General features: G+C 60.7%; 20 protein-coding genes. 7 read left to right on the forward strand and 13 right to left on the reverse strand.

Features of this window, described 5'->3' with window-relative positions; translation table 11 throughout:
* Positions 1–8: 8 nt before the first annotated feature.
* Positions 9–992, reverse strand: a complete 984-nt coding sequence (locus ACQY5P_RS12345; RefSeq protein WP_428407170.1) for a PhoH family protein — start codon at positions 990–992, stop codon at positions 9–11.
* The gene (gene miaB / locus ACQY5P_RS12350) at positions 989–2,368 is read right to left on the reverse strand and encodes a tRNA (N6-isopentenyl adenosine(37)-C2)-methylthiotransferase MiaB (protein ID WP_428407171.1); all 1,380 of its coding nucleotides are present in this window, start codon (positions 2,366–2,368) and stop codon (positions 989–991) included. The genes ACQY5P_RS12345 and miaB overlap by 4 nt, the downstream gene beginning before the upstream one ends.
* A gap of 177 nt (positions 2,369–2,545) precedes the next feature.
* Between miaB and ACQY5P_RS12355 the strand changes: the two genes are divergently transcribed.
* On the forward strand, positions 2,546–3,289 hold the full coding sequence (locus ACQY5P_RS12355) for a DUF1223 domain-containing protein (protein WP_428407172.1): 744 nt from the start codon (positions 2,546–2,548) through the stop codon (positions 3,287–3,289).
* A 9-nt stretch (positions 3,290–3,298) separates the two neighbouring features.
* On the opposite strand, the gene ACQY5P_RS12360 is transcribed toward ACQY5P_RS12355, so the two are convergent.
* Positions 3,299–3,466 carry a hypothetical protein gene (locus tag ACQY5P_RS12360; RefSeq protein ID WP_428407173.1) on the reverse strand — a complete coding sequence of 56 codons (168 nt, stop codon included), beginning with the start codon at positions 3,464–3,466 and terminating at the stop codon, positions 3,299–3,301.
* A 356-nt stretch (positions 3,467–3,822) separates the two neighbouring features.
* On the opposite strand from ACQY5P_RS12360, the gene ACQY5P_RS12365 reads away from it, so the two are divergent.
* Positions 3,823–3,957, forward strand: a complete 135-nt coding sequence (locus tag ACQY5P_RS12365) for a hypothetical protein (protein WP_428407174.1) — start codon at positions 3,823–3,825, stop codon at positions 3,955–3,957.
* 22 nt (positions 3,958–3,979) lie between these two features.
* Here the strand turns inward: ACQY5P_RS12365 and ACQY5P_RS12370 are convergent, their stop codons facing one another.
* Together ACQY5P_RS12370 and pip are read right to left on the reverse strand one after the other, a co-directional pair.
* A complete protein-coding gene (locus ACQY5P_RS12370) occupies positions 3,980–4,879 on the reverse strand; it encodes a hypothetical protein (protein WP_428407175.1) in 900 nt (299 codons plus the stop codon).
* 419 nt (positions 4,880–5,298) lie between these two features.
* Positions 5,299–6,255 (reverse strand): prolyl aminopeptidase, encoded by a 957-nt coding sequence (gene pip, locus ACQY5P_RS12375; RefSeq protein WP_428407176.1) that lies wholly within the window; start codon positions 6,253–6,255, stop codon positions 5,299–5,301.
* Positions 6,256–6,401: 146 nt separating this feature from the next.
* Between pip and ACQY5P_RS12380 the strand changes: the two genes are divergently transcribed.
* The gene (locus ACQY5P_RS12380) at positions 6,402–7,010 is read left to right on the forward strand and encodes a hypothetical protein (protein WP_428407177.1); all 609 of its coding nucleotides are present in this window, start codon (positions 6,402–6,404) and stop codon (positions 7,008–7,010) included.
* Positions 7,011–7,085: 75 nt separating this feature from the next.
* On the opposite strand, the gene ACQY5P_RS12385 is transcribed toward ACQY5P_RS12380, so the two are convergent.
* The 4 genes from ACQY5P_RS12385 to tsaB all read right to left on the reverse strand — a co-directional run bounded on the left by ACQY5P_RS12385 (position 7,086) and on the right by tsaB (position 9,964).
* Positions 7,086–8,192 (reverse strand): ferritin-like domain-containing protein, encoded by a 1,107-nt coding sequence (locus ACQY5P_RS12385; protein ID WP_428407178.1) that lies wholly within the window; start codon positions 8,190–8,192, stop codon positions 7,086–7,088.
* Positions 8,193–8,341: 149 nt separating this feature from the next.
* Positions 8,342–8,761, reverse strand: a complete 420-nt coding sequence (locus tag ACQY5P_RS12390) for a Fur family transcriptional regulator (protein ID WP_428407179.1) — start codon at positions 8,759–8,761, stop codon at positions 8,342–8,344.
* 85 nt (positions 8,762–8,846) lie between these two features.
* Positions 8,847–9,293 (reverse strand): GNAT family N-acetyltransferase, encoded by a 447-nt coding sequence (locus ACQY5P_RS12395; protein WP_428407180.1) that lies wholly within the window; start codon positions 9,291–9,293, stop codon positions 8,847–8,849.
* Positions 9,290–9,964, reverse strand: coding sequence for a tRNA (adenosine(37)-N6)-threonylcarbamoyltransferase complex dimerization subunit type 1 TsaB (gene tsaB / locus ACQY5P_RS12400; protein WP_428407181.1), 675 nt, complete (start codon positions 9,962–9,964; stop codon positions 9,290–9,292). Before tsaB ends, ACQY5P_RS12395 begins: the two co-directional genes overlap by 4 nt.
* A gap of 66 nt (positions 9,965–10,030) precedes the next feature.
* Here tsaB and ACQY5P_RS12405 point away from each other — a divergent pair, with 66 nt between their 5' ends.
* The gene (locus tag ACQY5P_RS12405) at positions 10,031–10,615 is read left to right on the forward strand and encodes an N-acetylmuramoyl-L-alanine amidase (RefSeq protein WP_428407182.1); all 585 of its coding nucleotides are present in this window, start codon (positions 10,031–10,033) and stop codon (positions 10,613–10,615) included.
* Here the strand turns inward: ACQY5P_RS12405 and ACQY5P_RS12410 are convergent.
* From ACQY5P_RS12410 to ACQY5P_RS12420, 3 genes are read right to left on the reverse strand one after another with little or no spacing between them, the layout of a single operon-like run.
* Positions 10,612–11,388, reverse strand: coding sequence for a class I SAM-dependent methyltransferase (locus tag ACQY5P_RS12410; protein ID WP_428407183.1), 777 nt, complete (start codon positions 11,386–11,388; stop codon positions 10,612–10,614). The genes ACQY5P_RS12405 and ACQY5P_RS12410 overlap by 4 nt on opposite strands.
* Positions 11,389–11,397: 9 nt before the next feature.
* Entirely contained in the window at positions 11,398–11,991 is a 594-nt protein-coding gene (locus ACQY5P_RS12415) for a malonic semialdehyde reductase (RefSeq protein ID WP_428407184.1), read from the reverse strand.
* A gap of 41 nt (positions 11,992–12,032) precedes the next feature.
* Entirely contained in the window at positions 12,033–12,242 is a 210-nt protein-coding gene (locus tag ACQY5P_RS12420) for a dodecin (RefSeq protein ID WP_428407185.1), read from the reverse strand.
* Between the two features lie 147 nt (positions 12,243–12,389).
* Between ACQY5P_RS12420 and ACQY5P_RS12425 the strand changes: the two genes are divergently transcribed.
* Complete coding sequence (locus ACQY5P_RS12425) at positions 12,390–13,787, forward strand: HWE histidine kinase domain-containing protein (RefSeq protein ID WP_428407186.1); 1,398 nt, start codon at positions 12,390–12,392, stop codon at positions 13,785–13,787.
* 3 nt (positions 13,788–13,790) lie between these two features.
* On the opposite strand, the gene ACQY5P_RS12430 is transcribed toward ACQY5P_RS12425, so the two are convergent.
* Positions 13,791–14,375, reverse strand: coding sequence for a NifU family protein (locus ACQY5P_RS12430; RefSeq protein WP_428407187.1), 585 nt, complete (start codon positions 14,373–14,375; stop codon positions 13,791–13,793).
* Positions 14,376–14,517: 142 nt separating this feature from the next.
* Here ACQY5P_RS12430 and ACQY5P_RS12435 point away from each other — a divergent pair, with 142 nt between their 5' ends.
* Positions 14,518–16,812, forward strand: coding sequence for an NADP-dependent malic enzyme (locus ACQY5P_RS12435; RefSeq protein WP_428407188.1), 2,295 nt, complete (start codon positions 14,518–14,520; stop codon positions 16,810–16,812).
* 260 nt (positions 16,813–17,072) lie between these two features.
* A complete protein-coding gene (locus ACQY5P_RS12440) occupies positions 17,073–17,408 on the forward strand; it encodes a UrcA family protein (RefSeq protein WP_428407189.1) in 336 nt (111 codons plus the stop codon).
* Positions 17,409–17,413: the final 5 nt, after the last annotated feature.

The following is a 17,413-nucleotide window of genomic DNA, read 5'->3' on the forward strand; positions in this document are numbered from 1 at the left end:
GCTGAAATTCATCGTTGCGGCTTGCGCGCGCCGCGCTTGTCATAGGCGGCGATGATGCGCGCGACCAGCGGATGGCGCACGACGTCCGACGCCTCGAAGCGCACCTCGGCGACGCCCTTCACGCCGGCGAGAACGCCCAGCGCATCGGCGAGGCCGGAGATGTCACCGGACGGCAGGTCTGTCTGAGTCGGGTCGCCGGTGATCGCCATATGCGCGCCCTCGCCGAGGCGCGTCAGGAACATTTTCATCTGCGCCGGGGTCGCGTTCTGCGCCTCGTCAAGAATGACGGCGGCGCGGGCGAGCGTGCGGCCGCGCATGAAGGCGATGGGCGCAATCTCGATGTCGCCCGCCGCGATGCGCCGCTCTACATAATCCGCGTGCATCATATCGTGCAACGCGTCGTATAGCGGACGCATGTAAGGATCGAGCTTTTCGCGCATTTCGCCGGGCAGAAAGCCGATGCGTTCGCCGGCCTCCAAAGCAGGCCGGGAAAGAATGATGCGCTCCACCTGGCCTGATAGCAAAAGCCCCACAGCATGAGCGACGGCGAGATAGGTCTTGCCGGTGCCCGCGGGACCGACGCCGAAGGTAAGATCGTTTTCCGATAGCGCGCGCAGATACGCCGCCTGATTGGGCGTGCGCGCAGAGATCAGCCGCTTGGGCGTCTTGACGCCGGGGCTCATGGAGCGGACTTCCGGCGTCGCTTCGGAAAGCTTCGCCGCGGCGCGCACATCGCCATCCGTCACGGCTTCGCCGCGAACAAGGCGCGCATAAAGCGCGGAGAGCGCCGCAATGGCGCGGGCCCGCGCGCCAGCCGGACCCGACACTGCAAAGCGATTGCCGCGCGGATCGATACGCACATTCAGTGCGTCTTCGAGAATGGAGAGATGGGCGTCATGTTCGCCGGAAAGAGCCGCAACCAGCCGGTTGTCGTCAAAGTCGATATGCTCGATCTCGCCTGAAGGCCCAGTAGCCTTGTCGTGTTCGCTCAAGCGGCGGCCTCTTCGTTTTCCATCAGCGCCCCGGCAAGGGCGTTTGGCGTGACGCCTTTGATCTTCACCTTAACAACACTTCCAAGACGCGATTGTGGCGCCTCAACATGAACGCTTTGCAAATAGGGCGAGCGGCCGATGAGCTGGCCTTCATGGCGGCCCTCTTTTTCAAAGAGAACAGGGAGTTCCGCCCCGATTTGGCGCTGGTTGAAGGCCTGGCGCTGGCTTTCCAGAAGGCTCTGGAGGCGCGCCAGACGGGCCTCTTTCTCGTCTTCCGCCACCTGTTTCGCCATGGCGGCGCCGGGCGTGCCCGGCCGGCGGGAATATTTGAAGGAATAGGCCGAGGCGTAGCCGACAGTTTCGACGAGGGCCAATGTGGCTTCAAAATCCTCACTCGTTTCGCCGGGGAAACCGACGATGAAGTCGCCGGAAAGGGCGATGTCGGGCCGTGCGGCGCGAATGCGCGCGATCAATTTCACATAGTGCTCGGCGGTATGGCCGCGATTCATGGCTTTGAGAATCTTGTCCGAGCCCGCCTGCACCGGGAGATGCAGGTAAGGCATCAGCTTTTCTTCCTCGCCGAGCGCCGCGATGAGGCCGTCATCCATGTCGCGGGGATGCGAGGTGGTGAAGCGGATCCGCTCGATCCCGTCGATCTTGGCGAGATGGCGGCACAGGTCCCCAAGCCCCCATTGATCGCCTGAGACGCCCGCCGGCGGGTTCGACGCCCAAGCGTTCACATTCTGACCAAGGAGCGTCACCTCTTTCACGCCCTGCGCCGCGAGCGAGCGCGCTTCGGCGACGATAGCATCCACATTGCGCGAAACCTCAGCGCCGCGGGTGTAGGGGACGACGCAGAAGGTGCAGAACTTGTCGCAGCCCTCCTGCACGGTGAGGAACGCCGTCGGACCGTCCGCCTCACGCACGGCAAGCCGGTCGAATTTCTCCTCGACGGCAAAGTCCGTATCCAGAACATCGCCGCGCTCACGCGCCGCGCGCGCAATAAGCTCGGGCAGGCGGTGATAGGCTTGCGGGCCCACGACGAGATCGACCTGCGGCGCGCGCGCCGTGATCTCCGGCCCTTCCGCCTGCGCCACGCAGCCCGCCACCGCGATCTTCATCTCGCCGCCGGAGTTTTCCTTGTCCGCTTTCAGGCGTTTCAGGCGGCCAAGGTCGGAATAGACTTTCTCGGCGGCCTTCTCGCGAATGTGGCAGGTGTTGAGGATGACGAGGTCCGCGCCTTCCGGCGCATCGGCGACGCCGTAGCCCAGCGGCTTCAAAAGCCCCGCCATACGCTCGGAATCGTACACATTCATCTGGCACCCATAGGTGCGGATGAAGACGGATTTACCTTGTTTTGGCCGCGGATCGGTCATGCTTTATCGTCATATATCATGGGGAAGCGCCGCTATGTAGGCGGACGGGGCCAGCATTGCAATGAGGCCCGGGCCATAAGGCTCGCAGGCTTGTGAGCATAATTGGTTTGATCGCGCACTGGTTGCACGGCAGATTGGGAGCGGGAGAGAGCGCGTATCGCTTTCTTGAGGGTGGTGATGACGTCATTTCAGCGTTTATTGCGCTTGTGTTCCGGCGCGGCGGCGGGCTTTAGCCTGGCGGCCGGGGCCGCGCGCGCCGAGGAGCCGCGAGAAGCGGGGACCGAACCCCCGGTCCTGGTGGAGCTTTTCCTGTCCCAGGCCTGCTCCATGTGCCCGCCGGCGGCGGCCCTCTTCCCCGAAATCGCTGCCCGCGACGACGTCGTCGCGCTCTCCTGGCATATCGATTACTGGAACATGACAAGCTCCCCCAATGGCAGCTGGACCGACCCTTATTCCCACAGCGCCTTCACCAAGCGCCAGAAGCGCTACAACATGAACATCCGCCACAAGAGTTCGATCTATACGCCGCAGGTCATTGTCGGCGGCGGCGCCGAAACCGTCGGCGGCAAGAAAGAAAAGATAAACGCGCTGATCGCCGCAGCGCCGAGAACCGGCGCCACTGTTTCATCGTCTCTCTCGCAAGGCGGCATGCTGTTCGAAATCGGCGAAAGCGAAAACGGCGGCAACGCTTATCTCGTCACCTTCAAGGCGCGCACCTCGACGCGGATCACCAGCGGCGCCAATGCGGGCAAGATTTTCGAAGAGGTCAATGTGGTGACCGGAATCCGGCCCCTCGGCGTCGTCCGGAAACGCGGCGGCGAAATCTGGGTGGAAAAGCCCGGCGACACCGAACACTGCGCCCTGATCATTCAGGAGCCGGGACAAAACCGCGTCATCGCGGCGGCGTATTGCCCGGGCTAGCACCCGACTTTATGGCTTCTTCTTCATCCTTTTGGCCTGAGCGACGGCATCTTTGATATCTGTATAGCGGTATCCGCCGATATGGAAATAATCGACCCGCACACATTTGATGCCATATTTTTCCATCTCATGCGATGGCGCTCCGGCAATCTTCTTCTCTGAAAGTTCACCCGGCATAATAGCTCTCCTTTAATATTTATAGATCGGCTTGCATCGGCCTTTATTCAATCCGCCGAGGCACATATCCGGCGTCACCATCAAGGCATTCATAAAGATATTTTTCGTACACGGAATTTTGCTTGCTATTGGCTCAATTGAGGCGCATTAACTTAAGAGCGCCAACTTACATTATGTCAAACTCGTCCCGTTGCGCTTCTAGAGATTATTGGGGGAGAAAGCCTCCTGCCGGTGTTTTTATCCGGCAGGACGGCCGCCGCACATGGCTTCGGCATTTTCCTGCGGCATATCTTCTGCGTCTCTCCTCCATAATCGCGGCGCCCATAAAGCGGCACCCATAAAAAGGAATTCAACTCATGGCCAAAGGCCAGCAGCGCAGCAATCGCGAACCCAAAAAACCGAAGCAGAAAAAGCCTAAGAAGCCTGAAAAACAAGTTTCGCAGACGACCGAACTCTTTCACGGCAAGCCCAAGAAAAAGGGTGGGAAATAATAACTCTGCGCTTACAAAGGCGTCATGCGCCAACACAGCTATTGGTCTGACGCCGGTATGGCGCGTCGCATTCCCAATCATTGCCTGAATAATCCAAGTGCGCGTTTTCAGGCATCATAACGGCCACGCAAACTCCGCCTTGGGCTTTATAGCCGCGCTCACATTTCCAGCCTGAACCGTAAACCGTTCCTGTAAGATAACCGTTTTCAGGAACAATTACTTTGACACATGCATCTTTGACGGCCCGGTAGCCGCGTGCGCATTCCCAGTCGCCGCCACTTGTCGTCGTAACCAAAAACCCATTCTCTGGAGCGACAAGCGGCGCGCATTGGCCAGCCTGTTCCCGAAACCCCCGCTCGCATTCCCATCCGCGGCCATAGCTTGTATTGGTCGCATAAGCATTTGACGGAACGCTAACGGGTTCACAAGCGTTTCCCGCAACACGAAATCCGCGCTCGCATTCCCAACCCGAACCGAAGTTGTTATCGGATAAGTATGCGTTTTCTGGCACATCTATGCGGGCGCAAGCATTGTCGATCTTTTGATACCCTCGATCACAGCTCCAATGCGCGCCAAGCGACGTCAAATAAGCGTTCTCAGGCAAGTTGATTTCAACACAAGCGTCTATTTCCCGGCGATATCCGTGGCGGCATTCCCACCCGCGATCATAAGAAGAATTCGTTGCATAGGCATTTTGGGGAATAGTGATGGCGACACACGCATCCACATCTTTCCTGAAGCCCTGCAAGCACTCCCATTCACCAAGATAGCCCTTGCTGCGCGCGTTTGCGGGCGGCTCGGCGGCCTCCGCCTGGCCGAACACAACGGCGCTGATGGCGAAGATCATCATGACAATCAGGCATTGGAAGAAAGATAAAGCCTTGTGCGGCTGCGTGAGAGTAATTTTATGTTGAGAATCCAAGGGAACATCCTAACCGGATTACGGGCAGGCCGAAAACTCCGCCTGCCGCGCACATACCGATGACGGCGCCAAACGCTTTGGCGTCCTCGCTTATAAAAAGGACTTAAAACTACAATCGTGAAATTGCGGAGGAAGCGCTACGACCTCCGCAAATCGGCTTATGCTTTTTCGGATTGTTTTTCAGCTTCCGGCGCTTTCGCCGGAGAAGCTGTCTTGTCTGTATTTTGGCCGGCCTCATTGGCCGCCGCCGGGGCTTTCGCAGAATTGTCTTTTGCGTCCTGCTTCGGGGTTTTATCGCCTTGATTATCGCTTTTCTTAAACATGTTTTTAAATTCCAGTTACGAAGGCACTGATTTGCATCCGTCATTACCAAGTGGGGACGCTGGCCTGACTATACAATAGAGAAAGCGCCAGAATGGTTAAATAGACGCAAACCTGTCCGTCGTACGGACCAGCGCATCGATAATCCCCGGCTCGGACGCGGCGTGCCCCGCATCGTCGATGAGATTGAACTCAGCTTCCGGCCAGGCCTGATGCAGCTCCCATGCGGTTTTCATAGGCGTGCAGACGTCATAGCGCCCCTGCACGATGACGGCGGGAATATTCCGCACACGGTCCACATTGGCGATGATCTGGTCGTCGCGCTCGAAAAAGCCGCCATGATAAAAATAATGGCATTCGATGCGCGCAAATGCGAGCGCGAAAGCGTCGCCTGAAAAAGCCTGCACCCGCTCGTCAGACGGCAGCAGCGAAACCGTGCCGCCTTCCCACACGCTCCACGCTTTCGCGGCGCGCATCTGTTCGGCTTTGTCCGCGCCGGTGAGGCGCTTGTAATAGGCGGAGATGAGATCGCCGCGCTCCGCCTCTGGGATGGGCTCCAGATACCCTTCCCAGAGATCGGGGAACAGCCAGCTCGCCCCTTCTTGATAGAACCACAACAGCTCTTCGCGGCGGAGCGTGAAGATGCCGCGCAGGACAAGCTCGGTCACAACATCGGGGTGCGTCTCCGCATAGGCCATGGCGAGCGTCGAGCCCCAGGAGCCGCCGAACACCTGCCAGCGCTCAACGCCCAGATGCCGCCGCAATTTCTCCATGTCCTCGACAAGATCCCATGTCGTATTGTCAGTGAGATCGGCGTGCGGCAGCGACTTGCCGCATCCGCGCTGATCGAACAGGATGACGCGATAGCGCGAAGGATCGAAATAGCGGCGCATGGAAGGGGTCGAACCGCCACCCGGGCCGCCATGACAGACGATGACGGGCTTTCCGTCCGGAGATCCGGAAACTTCGTAATAAACTTGATGCAAATCGCTGACGCGCAGCATGCCGGCGTCAAAAGGCTCTAAGGGCGGATATAAAGTGCGAAGTGAGGTCATTTCCCTGCTGACAAGCTTTTCTCAATGGGTTAGCGTTTAGTGGGGAGAGACATGTGTCACAAGTCTTTCTACGGGGTCAGGGTTTGTTAGTCAGATGTGTAAAGGCCGCAAAGCCTTTCAATAGAGCGATCGCGGCGGTTTTCATCATGATGGCGTTTACCGCCGGATGCGCGGTGAACCCGATTTCCTCACAATCCAGCGCCAAGCATCAGGCGGTCGCCGAGCGCGACCTTCTCGCCGAGGCGGCGCGTCAGGTTGAAAGCGCGCCCTGGCCGAAGCCCGAGCCCGTCTCCTTCGTCTCCCGCATCACCGTCGGCGCCATTGACGATGACGGTTTCACCAAAACCGACGCCGCCGAGACCTACGCCGCCGCGCTGCAGCCCGCAGGGGCGCGCTTCCAACAGCTTGAGGCCGACGCCAGCGCCAATCTGAAAGCTGCGGAACGCCTTCTGGACGTCGCCGAGACCTCCCTTGCAGCCGCGCGCCTCACCGGCAATGACGTCGCCCTCGTCGAGGAGGCCATCCAGGCCCTGCGCGAAAACCGCCAGATTTATGTGAGCGCCGCCCATCAGATCGAAAAGCTCGGCGAAACGGTGGACGACGATCGCCTCGACGCCATTCGCGACGCCTACAACATCGCCATTCGCGATCTCGGCGAAGCGGCCAATGCTCTCGCCGACCGGCTCGACCACGACCGGTCGGAAAATTACGCCTCGCCCGCGAAACCTCGCGTCAACAATCTTTCGGGCGTCTAGAAAGAAATCAAGAGCTCAAATGCAAACGGCGCGCCTACGAGGCGCGCCGTTTTGTATCTGACATGGGAAGACAGTTTATTCCGCGGCGACGCCAGATGCGCCGAGCGCAGCCACATCTTCCACATATTCCTGCCGCGCGCGCCGGTTCATTTCGTCGAACTCCTCGGCGCGGTCATTGTCGTGCTTCATCAACTCGCCATAGTCGATATCGGCAAAGCCAAGCACGCCCATTTCGCCATAGGCCGCCTGGATTTTGTCGGACCACAGGCCGATGTCGCGCACAATCGGCACGATGCGCGAGAACAGCATGGTGCGGAACATCTGCTGATAGCCAGACGACATCTGCGCCTCGACGATTTCGTCGACCGGCAGGCCGAGGCTTTCATAAAGTTCGCGCGCCTCGAACCGGTCGCGCATGTGATAGCAGGCCTCGACGAGGAACTCCTCGCGCTCGTCGCGCTCTTTCTGGGTGAGATGAGGGTAGTAATCTTTCAGCGTCACGCGGCCGAAAGCGACGTGACGGGATTCGTCCTGCATCACATAGGCGTTGACCTGTTGCGCCAGCGGGTTCTGCGACACTTCACGGATATTGTTGAAGGCGGCGAGCGCCAGCCCCTCGATCACCACCTGCATGGCGAGATAGGTCATGTCCCAGCGCGAGTCGCGCAAGGCCTGATCGACCAGCGTCTGCAGAGGATGCGTCATGGGATAGGCGACGCCGAAGCAGGTGAGGAGTTTTTTATATGCCTCAACGTGACGCGCCTCGTCCATCACCTGCGTCGAGGCGTAGAACTTGGCGTCGAGATCCGGCACCTGTTGCACGATTTTGGCGGCGCAGATCAGCGCCGCTTGCTCGCCCTGCATGAATTGCGACGTCGTCCAGGCCTGCAAATGACGGCGAAGCTGGGCCTGTTCCTTTTTGTTCATCTTACCCCAGACCGGCGTGTGAGCGATGCCGCCCATCTCGTCGGGGATCTGCATGGGGTTTTCTTCATCGAGCTCGAGGGACCAGTCGATGCGGTCGAGCGCATCCCACTGCATGTCCTTGCCCTTTTGATAAAGGTGCATCATCTGCTTGCGGCCGTCGTCATACTCCCAGTCGAAGACGGTCTCGAAATCCTGGGGCACGGTCCAGCAGGGGTCGATATCGGGGATCGGGTAAAGTTCGCGCAGGGAAGCCATGTGTTTTCTCCCAAAAACCGGCAAGGGCCACGCTGGCGGGGTTTGTCTGACGCAACTTTTCCGCACGGGCCAGATGCTAGTACACTGACCAGTTTACCTCTCAGGTGTCAAGATTTTCTTACCGCTGGCGGTCCGGCCTGACGGAAAAGTTAGAGATTTTTGGCCTTATCTAACGGCACGCCATAGAGCTCGAGCCGGTGATCCACCAGCTTGTAGCCATGCTGCTCGGCAATCTTCCTCTGCAGCGCCTCGATCTCCTCATTGACGAATTCAATGACCTCTCCGGATTTGAGGTCGATGAGGTGGTCATGATGCTTTTCCGTCGCCTCTTCATAGCGCGCGCGCCCGTCCTGAAAGTCGTGGCGCTCCACCACGCCCGCCTCTTCGAAGAGGCGCATGGTGCGGTAGACCGTGGCGATGGAGATGTTCGAATCGATCTCCGTCGCGCGGCGGTGAATCTCCTCCACATCGGGATGATCCTCAGCCACAGACAAAACGCGCGCGATCACCCGGCGCTGTTCGGTCATGCGCATGCCTTTGGCGGTGCAGATTTTTTCTAGCCGATCCATGCAGTCTCCTGTTGGCCGCTTGGCGCGGGCCTTTATCGCGCCCGGCGCCGCATGATGCAACTCGAAAGCGAACCGAATGCGCCGCCTACAAGTCGAGCGCCATGACGGTCGCATCGCCGCCATCGGCGTAATAGCGTTTGCGCGCGCCAATAGGCGCGAAACCGGCCCTGCTATAAAGCGCCAGCGCGGTTTTGTTGGCGGCGTCCACCTCGAGAAAACAACGCTCAGCCTTCGCCGCCCGCGCCGCCTCAATGACCCCTGTAAGAAGCGCTTCGCCCAGCCCCTTGCTCCGCGCCGCCTCGATGACGCCGATCGTCAACAACTCCGCCTCGGCGCCGAGATCGCGCCACACCGCAAAGCCCTGAGGCTCGGTTTCTCTTTCCCCGCCAAAAAGCACTGTCACGCGCGGCGCGACAAAACTCTCCTTCACGCTGTCCCGGCCCCAGCTTCTCCCGCCAAAGGCGAGCGCCTCAAGCCTGGCGAGCGTCTCCGCATCGGGCGGTCCTGCGGTCCATACCTGCCAGCTATTCATGACCTCTCGCCTTCGAGAAGACCGGGCCGGCCGGGCTTGGCGTCGGGCGGGCGCAGATACAGAGGCGCGGGAGGCCCTTCCGGCAGCGGCGCGGCGGCGGCGAGACGGGCGACGGCCTTGGCGTCGATCTCCTCTTTCCCATCCGAAACCTGCCAGCCGGCAGGGGGAGGGGCGAGCAGGCCGGCGCCGGACCCGACCACCCGGACACCGTCGCCCGCAACCTTATTCCCCAATATCTCCAATGCTTGTTTCGGTTCCGATACAAATGGCGATACAAGAATTTTTCCGCCGGCCCCATAGAGCCCCGCGTAAACCTGCCCGCGCCTTGCGTCGATCACTGCCGCCGTCGGCCCGCCTTCCCAATAAGGCGCGGCAAGGGCGGCGAGACTGGTGACCCCGACAATGGGTATGCCGGTTCCGACGCCGAGGCCGCGAGCGAAGGAAAGGGCGACCCGTACGCCGGTGAACCCGCCGGGCCCAACGACCACTCCGACGCGATCCAAATCACCGATGGCGACGCCGGCCTTTGCGAGCGCCGCAGCCGTCATGGGCGCGAGCCGCTCCGCATGGCCGCGCTCCATGCCGACGGATTCATCCGCAAGCACGTCACCCCCCCTTAAGATGGCGACTGAGCAGCGCTGAAGCGCCGTATCTAACCCCAAGACCAGCATGGGCGCCTCATACGGACAGCGCCGCCTTTCCGCAAATCTTCATTTCACTCTGAAAGGAGGCCCGCCGTGGCCGATCCGACCGCCTTCCAATTCGACCTACCCCGGGACCGCAACTGGCCGCGAATTCCCATCACCGAGCGCATCCATGAAACCGCGTGGGCCGCTGCAGGCAGCTGTTCGTCCTTGCGCCACGCGCCGCCGGAAGAGGCGATCCGCGTCATGGTCATCCACGCCACCGCCGGATCGTCAACCGCCGGCGCCGTTTCGGTCATGGAGGAAGGCCGCGCCAGTTTCCACTGGATTATTCCGGGTAAGGATGAAAAGGCGCATGGCGGCCATGTCTGGGCGACGTGTCCTGAACGCCTCGCCGCATGGCATGTGCGACGCTCCTGCGCCCACCCCGACATCTGCAGCGGCGCGACCAATCTCAACCGCCTGTCGCTGGGGATTGAAATCGTCAACCGGCAGGACGGAAAGGATCCTTTCTCCCCCTGGCAGATCGAAGCCACGGCGGAGATGGTATGTTACGCCGCCGGCAAGTATCCGAACCTCGCGCATGTGGTGAGCCATGCGCGGCTCGACCCGGACCGGCGCACCGACCCTGGCGCAAATTTTCCGTGGGCGGAGTTTAGATCGCTTGTGTTGGATTAGGGGCGGCGCGCAATGAACAGCGACTGGCCGAAGAAATCGATCGGCCCTTCGAGAATCTCCCAGTTGTGGAAGAGATGAGAGCGAAGCCAGCTTTCAGGATGATAGGCGACATAGGTGCGCGAGCCTTCCTTGACCCGGCCGCGCACCACAAGCTTGCCCGCATCGAAGCGCGCCTGCTCCTCCGGCAGGAGCTGCCCCGGCGAGAGTTTCATGTGGAAGGCGCCAAGGAAAACCCCGCCCGGCGCGAGGACGCGGGCGATATCGTGAATCCAGGCGTCATGGGCTTCTTCGGAAAGATGCGTGAAAACCGAGAGGGCGTAAAGCGCGTCGAAAGAGGCGTTCGAAGCTGGCAAAGGCGGCATCAGCCCATTGTGAAAGAACTGTGCGCCTTTGATATGATCCGTACACCAATTGACCGCGCGCGCGTTGTAATCGAAGCCTGTGCGCTTGTACCGCTCCGGCAAATGCCGCAGCACCCGCGCCAGTCCGCAGCCCCAGTCAGCAACGCGAGGGCTTTGCGTCTTCACATGCGCATCAATGCGGCTCGCAAGCGCCGCCGCCGTTTCCTGTCCCGTCCGCCAGTAAAGATCGTATGACGTGTGGCGATACATGTCGTGCATCCACCATAGCGGCGGCGGATCGAAGTCCGGATGGGTTTCGCGGAAGCGCGCATTCTCCGCTGCGCTCGTCCATTTCGAACGCATGAAGCGCAGCGCGTCGAAGGCGGGCAACAGGCCTGCCCCGCGCGCGAGGGAGACGAGACGCTGTTTCACGCGCAAGGCTTAGAGAATCTGACAGGCGTCGTCGAAATCGAGCCGCGGCGAACGCGGGAAGAGATTTTCATCCGTGCCGTAGCCGATATTGCAGAGGAAATTCGACTTGTAGGGCGTGCCGGAGAAGAACTCCTTGTCGACGCCTTCATTGTTGAAGCCGGACATCGGCCCGCAATCGAGTCCGAGCGCGCGCGCGGCGATCATAAAATAAGCGCCTTGAAGCGTGCCGTTGCGGAAAGCCGTCGTCTTGATCAGCTCGTCATTGCCGGCGAACCAGCTTTTCGCGTCCGTATGCGGAAAAAGCTGCGGCAGCTTTTCATAGAACTCCATGTCGTGCCCGATGATGACGCAGCAGGGCGCCGCCATGGTCTTGGCTTTATTGCCGTCGCCGAGATGCGGCTCCAGCCGCTTCTTCGCCTCTTCCGAGGCGACGAAGACAAACCGCGCCGGCGAACAGTTCGCCGAGGTCGGCCCCCATTTCATGAGATCGTACACAGCCTGCATCAAAGGGCGCGTCACCTTTCGGCTTTCCCAGCCATTGCGCGTGCGCGCATCGCGGAAAATGATGTCGAGGGCCTGGTCGTTTATCATCTTGTCGGACATGGGGGACTTCTCCGTCGGCTCACCGGTCGCCCGCCTTCATGCTATTTTTCATACCGAAAGCCAAGCTCCAGCGCGACCTGATAATAGGCGACCTTGTCGCCGTCGACGAGGCCGCGGGTTTCCTTGACCTCGAACCAGTCGAGATTTTTGAGCGTCTTCGACGCCGTGGCGAGGGCGTTCTGGATGGCGTCCTCAATGGAGGATTTCGACGTGCCGACGATCTTGGTGACGGCGTAGACATTGTCTGACATCTCTTGGGTCCTTTCTCTTTTTGCAACACATCACGAATGTTTGCGGCGCCCGCGCGCGGCCAATAGCGAAGCCCCGGCGTTTCTGGCATGATCCGCTGATCGCTTGGAGCAAACACGCTGAACGGGCGAATGTTCAGGGAATGGGTCATGGCCCGCCGAAACGGCTCGCTGGAAGCCGACTATCTCCAGCTGGAAGCCGACTTTCACGTCATGGCGAATTCGATCCCGCAGCTGGCCTGGATGACCCGGCCTGACGGCTGGATTTTCTGGTATAATCAGCGCTGGTTCGATTACACCGGCACGACCCTTGAGGAAATGGAAGGCTGGGGCTGGCGGCGGGTCCACCATCAGGATCACGTTGAGCGCGTCGTTGCGAAAATCAAAAACGCCTTTGAAACCGGCGAACCCTGGGAAGACGTCTTTCCGTTGCGCGGCAAAGACGGGAAATATCGCTGGTTCCTTTCCCGCGCCCTGCCGATCCGAAATGCGAAGGACGAGATCGTCCGCTGGTTCGGCACCAACACGGACGTCACCGAGCAAAAAGAGACTGAAGAACGCCAGACGCTTTTGATGCGCGAGATCGACCACCGCGCAAAGAACGCCCTCGCCGTCGCGCAGGCCGTCGTCAATCTGACTACAGCAGACACCATTGAGAGCTACAAGGCGGCGGTTCAGGGCCGCATCGCTGCGCTTTCGCGCGCGCATAATTTGCTCGCGGCGTCGCGCTGGGAAGGCGCCGATCTGCGCTCAATCCTTGAAGACGAGCTCTCCCCCTATATCGGAGATGACGCCGGCCGCGTTTTGCTTGAGGGGAGAACCGAAGTCTTGCCGCCGCCGGTGGCGCAGTCGCTGGCGCTCATTCTCCACGAACTCGTCACCAACGCCGCCAAATACGGCGCCCTTTCCACGAGCAAGGGAAAACTCAGCGTCACCTGGCGGCGCGCCGATGACGGCCTGTCGATCGAATGGCGCGAAAGCGGCGGGCCGCCCGTCGCGCCGCCGGCTGTGGAAGGCTTTGGAACGACGTTGCTCAGCAGCCTTGTCGATAATTTCGAGGGCGGCGCCATCGACCGTATCTGGGAGCCTGAGGGCCTTGTCTGCAACATAGCGCTGAGGGCGCGCCCCGCCCTCTCGGCGGCCCCTGCGGGCGCCGCGAAACCCAAAGCAAAGGCGAAAAAGACGCCGCAAACGCCTGTCAGCATCCTTATCGTCGAAGACGAGGCGCTGACCGCGCTCGACCTCGAAATGCGCCTGCGCGCGGCGGGTTTCGCCATCGCCGGCGCCGTCGGTTCGCTCGACCGGGCGCGGGAAGTCATGGCGGATACTCTTCCCGATCTCGCCGTTCTCGACGGCAATCTCAATGGCGAACGCTCCTATCCGCTTGCGGAGGAATTGCTGGCGGCCGGGGTGCCGGTGGTTTTCTGTACCGGCTATGAGCGCATGGAAGACCAGCCGGAAAGCCTGTCGGCCTGTCCTGTGATCGTGAAGCCGGTGAGCGATGAAGCGCTGATGGCCGCGATCCGGTCGTCTCTCGGCAAAAGCTGACGCTTACGCCGCCTCGACGCGCGCGACTTCTGGCACATAATGCTTCAGCATGTTCTCGATGCCGTTCTTCAGCGTCATGGTCGATGACGGGCAGCCGGAACAGGCGCCCTGCATGGAGAGAAAGACAACGCCAGTGCGCGGCTCGTAATGCTTGAAGACGATGTCGCCGCCATCGGCCGCGACGGCGGGACGCACGCGGGTCTCGATCAGCTCGATGATCTGTTCGACGATTTCCCGATCTTCGCCTTCATAGTCTTCCAGCGGCGTCGCGGGCGAGGATGATTGCGCGGCGGCGCCTTCCGCCAGAATGGGAAGCCCTGCGGTGAGGAAGTCGGCGATCGCGCCGAGCAGCGCCGGCTTGATGTGCATCCATTCGACGGCTTCGGTCTTGGTCACCGTGATGAAGTCCGCGCCGAGATAAACGCCCATCACGCCGTCGGTTTCAAAGAGGGTCGCTGCGAGCGGCGAGCCGGCCGCCGATTCCATGGTTGGAAAATCGACGCCCAGCGCCCCCTGGCCGAGCACCGGCTGTCCGGGCAGAAACTTCATGGATTGCGGGTTCGGGGTGTCTTCGGTCTGGATGAACATGGATTTAACGTCTTTGGGGGATCGATGAAAAGCTCCGCCACAGGTAGTCGCCGGAAAAGCTTCTTGCAACCGCCCGCCGCATTGCCGCCGCTACACAACGGCGTTAAGCCAATTCCTCACGCTAAAGGCCCGGAAACGCTCCATGGACGAAAACACCCGCAAATACACCGACGAGGAGGCCCTCCTCTTTCACAGCCGCGGCAAGCCCGGCAAGCTGGAGGTGACGCCCACCAAGCCCATGTCGACCCAGCGGGATTTGTCCCTCGCCTATTCGCCCGGCGTCGCCGCGCCCGTGCGCGCGATCGCGGAGGATCCGGACAAGGCCTATGACTACACGTCCAAGGGCAACATGGTGGCGGTCATCTCGAACGGCACCGCCATCCTAGGCATGGGCGATCTTGGCGCGCTGGCCTCGAAACCCGTGATGGAAGGCAAATCCGTCCTCTTCAAGCGTTTCGCCGACATCGATTCCATCGACATCGAGGTCGACACCAAGGACCCCGACGAATTCATCAACGCTGTCCGCTATCTGGGGCCCGCCTTCGGCGGCATCAATCTCGAGGACATCGCGGCGCCCGAAAGCTTCATGATCGAGCAGCGCCTGAAAGAGCTGATGGATATTCCGGTCTTTCACGACGACCAGCACGGGACGGCGATCATCGCGGCGGCGGGACTCCTCAATGCGCTCGACGTTACCGGCAAGTCGATCAAGGACATTAAAGTCGCGGTTTCCGGCGCCGGATCTTCAGCGCTCTCGGTGATCGGTCTCATCAAAGCTATGGGATTGCCCCATGAGAACGCGCTTGTCTGCGATTCCAAGGGCGTTCTCACCAAAGGCCGCCAGCTCGATCAGTGGCGCTCGGCCCACGCGGTCGAGACCGACAAGAAAAGCCTCGCCGACGCCATGGACGGCGCGGATGTGGTGATCGGCCTTTCGGTCGCGGGCGCAATCTCCAAGGACATGATCAAGTCCATGGCGAAAAACCCCATCGTCTTCGTCATGGCGAATCCGACGCCGGAGATCCTCCCTGAAGAAGTCATGGCCGTCAGGAAGGACGCGATCATCGCCACCGGGCGTTCGGACTATCCAAACCAGGTGAACAATGTCCTCGGCTTCCCTTACATCTTCCGCGGCGCGCTCGATGCGCGGGCGCGCACCATCAACGAAGAGATGAAAATCGCCTGCGCCGAAGCGCTCGCAAAGCTCGCCCGCGAGGACGTGCCCGACGAAGTCGCCGCCGCCTATGGCAAGCGGTTGAGATACGGCCCCGGCTACATCATCCCGACGCCGTTCGACCCGCGGCTCATATCGGAAATTCCGCCTGCCGTCGCCAAGGCCGCCGTCGACACCGGCGTCGCGCGCCGTCCGATCAACGATCTTTCGGCCTATAAAAACACCCTCGCCGCGCGTCTCGACCCCGCCGCATCGTTCCTGCAACGCATCTATTCGTCGCTGCGCGCGGCAGAAACGCCCAAACGCGTCGTCTTCGCGGAAGGCGAAGAGGAGGCGGTCATCCGCGCCGCTTACGGCTTCCAGCAGGAAAATCTCGGCCGCGCGATCCTCATCGGCCGCGAGGAATATATTCGTCAGGGGTTGAAAGACGCCGGCCTGCCTGAAGACGCGGATTTTGAGATCCACCACTCGCGCACCGCCAAGCATAGCGGTCTCTATACGGAATATCTCTATAACCGGCTGCAGCGTAAAGGCTATCTTCACCGCGACGCTGTGCGCCTCGTCAACACGGACCGCAATGTCTACGCCGCCTGCATGCTGGCCCATGGCCATGCGGATGGCATGGTCACCGGCATCACGCGCCATTACGATGTGGCGCTTGACAATGTGCGCCTCGCCCTCGACCCCCGGCCCGGCGAGCGCATGGTCGGCATGTCCATCGTCCTCACCAAGACGCGCACGCTTTTCATCGCCGACACCAACGTCACAGAACTGCCGACTTCGGAAGATCTTGCGGAAATCGCCATGCAGGTGGCCCACGCCGCGCGCCATCTCGGCTTCCCGCCGAAAGTCGCTTTCGTTTCTTATTCGAATTTCGGCAATCCCGACACGGAGCATTCGCGCCGCGTCGCCGGCGCCGTCGAGATCCTCGACAGGCGCGCCGATGTGGATTTCGAATATGAGGGCGAGATGACGCCGCGTATGGCGCTTAACGAAAAGCTGCGCGAGCTATATCCGTTCTCGCGTCTCAAGGGCGAAGCGAACGTCCTCATCACGCCAGGCGTACATTCCGCTGCGATCTCGTCGAAACTGCTTGGCGAGGTCGGCGGCGCGCTGGTGCTCGGTCCCGTCCTCATCGGCCTTGAGCGCCCCGTGCAGATCGCGCAGGTCGGCGCGCCGGTGGGAGACATCGTCACGCTCGCCGCGATGGCCGCCTATGAGCTCGACGCCGAACACCGGAGCTGGGCGGAAAAGACCGCATAACCCGATTTAGCAAATTCTGCGCAACGCTCGCACAAATCTGTCGCTAAAATCCGTTAAACGCACCTAGTTCGCATTTAACGGAGTGTTTTTCGACGAACCGTTCAACGCATGCGTTGAAGCGGCTTTATAAAATTCGTCCGTATTCCTATTATCTTCTCATCAGCGCTGACGATGCGAGGATTTCGCACCGGCGGTTCTGAAGGCCGCGGGGCGCGGGCCGTTTCCAAAAACACAAAGGCAAACGCCAAAGGAGAAACCCCATGCCCCTCAATGCAAAACCCCTCAAAATCTTTGCCGTCGCCGCCGTTTCGAGCCTTGCGGCCCTGTCCGCGGCGCAGGCGGAAAGCGACGTTTCCTTCAGCTACAAGTCAAGCGAGCTGGAATCGACGGCCGGCGTTTCCAGCCTTCACGATCGCATGCAAAGCCGCGCTAAAAGCGTTTGCGCAGCAGATCCGCGCGCGCTTTACGCCAGAAAAACCGTCAGTTCCTGCAAGTCCCAGCTTGTCGAAGACTGGGTTGAGGAGATCGACGACACACGCCTTGATCGGCATCACGCGCAAAGCGGCGCGTCACAGCTTGCGTCGGTGAGGAAGTAAACCGT

This window comes from Hyphococcus sp. (assembly GCF_965267305.1).
GTDB lineage: Bacteria > Pseudomonadota > Alphaproteobacteria > Caulobacterales > Parvularculaceae > Hyphococcus.

Bases quoted from the DNA above. Each gene is read 5' to 3' on its own strand.
- ACQY5P_RS12425 (WP_428407186.1), top strand. From the start codon at position 12,390: ATGGCCCGCCGAAACGGCTCGCTGGAAGCCGACTATCTCCAGCTGGAA.
- ACQY5P_RS12440 (WP_428407189.1), top strand. From the start codon at position 17,073: ATGCCCCTCAATGCAAAACCCCTCAAAATCTTTGCCGTCGCCGCCGTT.
- ACQY5P_RS12435 (WP_428407188.1), top strand. From the start codon at position 14,518: ATGGACGAAAACACCCGCAAATACACCGACGAGGAGGCCCTCCTCTTT.
- ACQY5P_RS12395 (WP_428407180.1), bottom strand. From the start codon at position 9,293: ATGAATAGCTGGCAGGTATGGACCGCAGGACCGCCCGATGCGGAGACG.
- ACQY5P_RS12360 (WP_428407173.1), bottom strand. From the start codon at position 3,466: ATGCCGGGTGAACTTTCAGAGAAGAAGATTGCCGGAGCGCCATCGCAT.
- ACQY5P_RS12385 (WP_428407178.1), bottom strand. From the start codon at position 8,192: ATGGCTTCCCTGCGCGAACTTTACCCGATCCCCGATATCGACCCCTGC.
- ACQY5P_RS12365 (WP_428407174.1), top strand. From the start codon at position 3,823: ATGGCCAAAGGCCAGCAGCGCAGCAATCGCGAACCCAAAAAACCGAAG.
- ACQY5P_RS12355 (WP_428407172.1), top strand. From the start codon at position 2,546: ATGACGTCATTTCAGCGTTTATTGCGCTTGTGTTCCGGCGCGGCGGCG.
- ACQY5P_RS12420 (WP_428407185.1), bottom strand. From the start codon at position 12,242: ATGTCAGACAATGTCTACGCCGTCACCAAGATCGTCGGCACGTCGAAA.
- pip (WP_428407176.1), bottom strand. From the start codon at position 6,255: ATGACCTCACTTCGCACTTTATATCCGCCCTTAGAGCCTTTTGACGCC.
- ACQY5P_RS12415 (WP_428407184.1), bottom strand. From the start codon at position 11,991: ATGTCCGACAAGATGATAAACGACCAGGCCCTCGACATCATTTTCCGC.
- ACQY5P_RS12430 (WP_428407187.1), bottom strand. From the start codon at position 14,375: ATGTTCATCCAGACCGAAGACACCCCGAACCCGCAATCCATGAAGTTT.
- miaB (WP_428407171.1), bottom strand. From the start codon at position 2,368: ATGACCGATCCGCGGCCAAAACAAGGTAAATCCGTCTTCATCCGCACC.
- ACQY5P_RS12380 (WP_428407177.1), top strand. From the start codon at position 6,402: ATGATGGCGTTTACCGCCGGATGCGCGGTGAACCCGATTTCCTCACAA.
- tsaB (WP_428407181.1), bottom strand. From the start codon at position 9,964: ATGCTGGTCTTGGGGTTAGATACGGCGCTTCAGCGCTGCTCAGTCGCC.
- ACQY5P_RS12390 (WP_428407179.1), bottom strand. From the start codon at position 8,761: ATGGATCGGCTAGAAAAAATCTGCACCGCCAAAGGCATGCGCATGACC.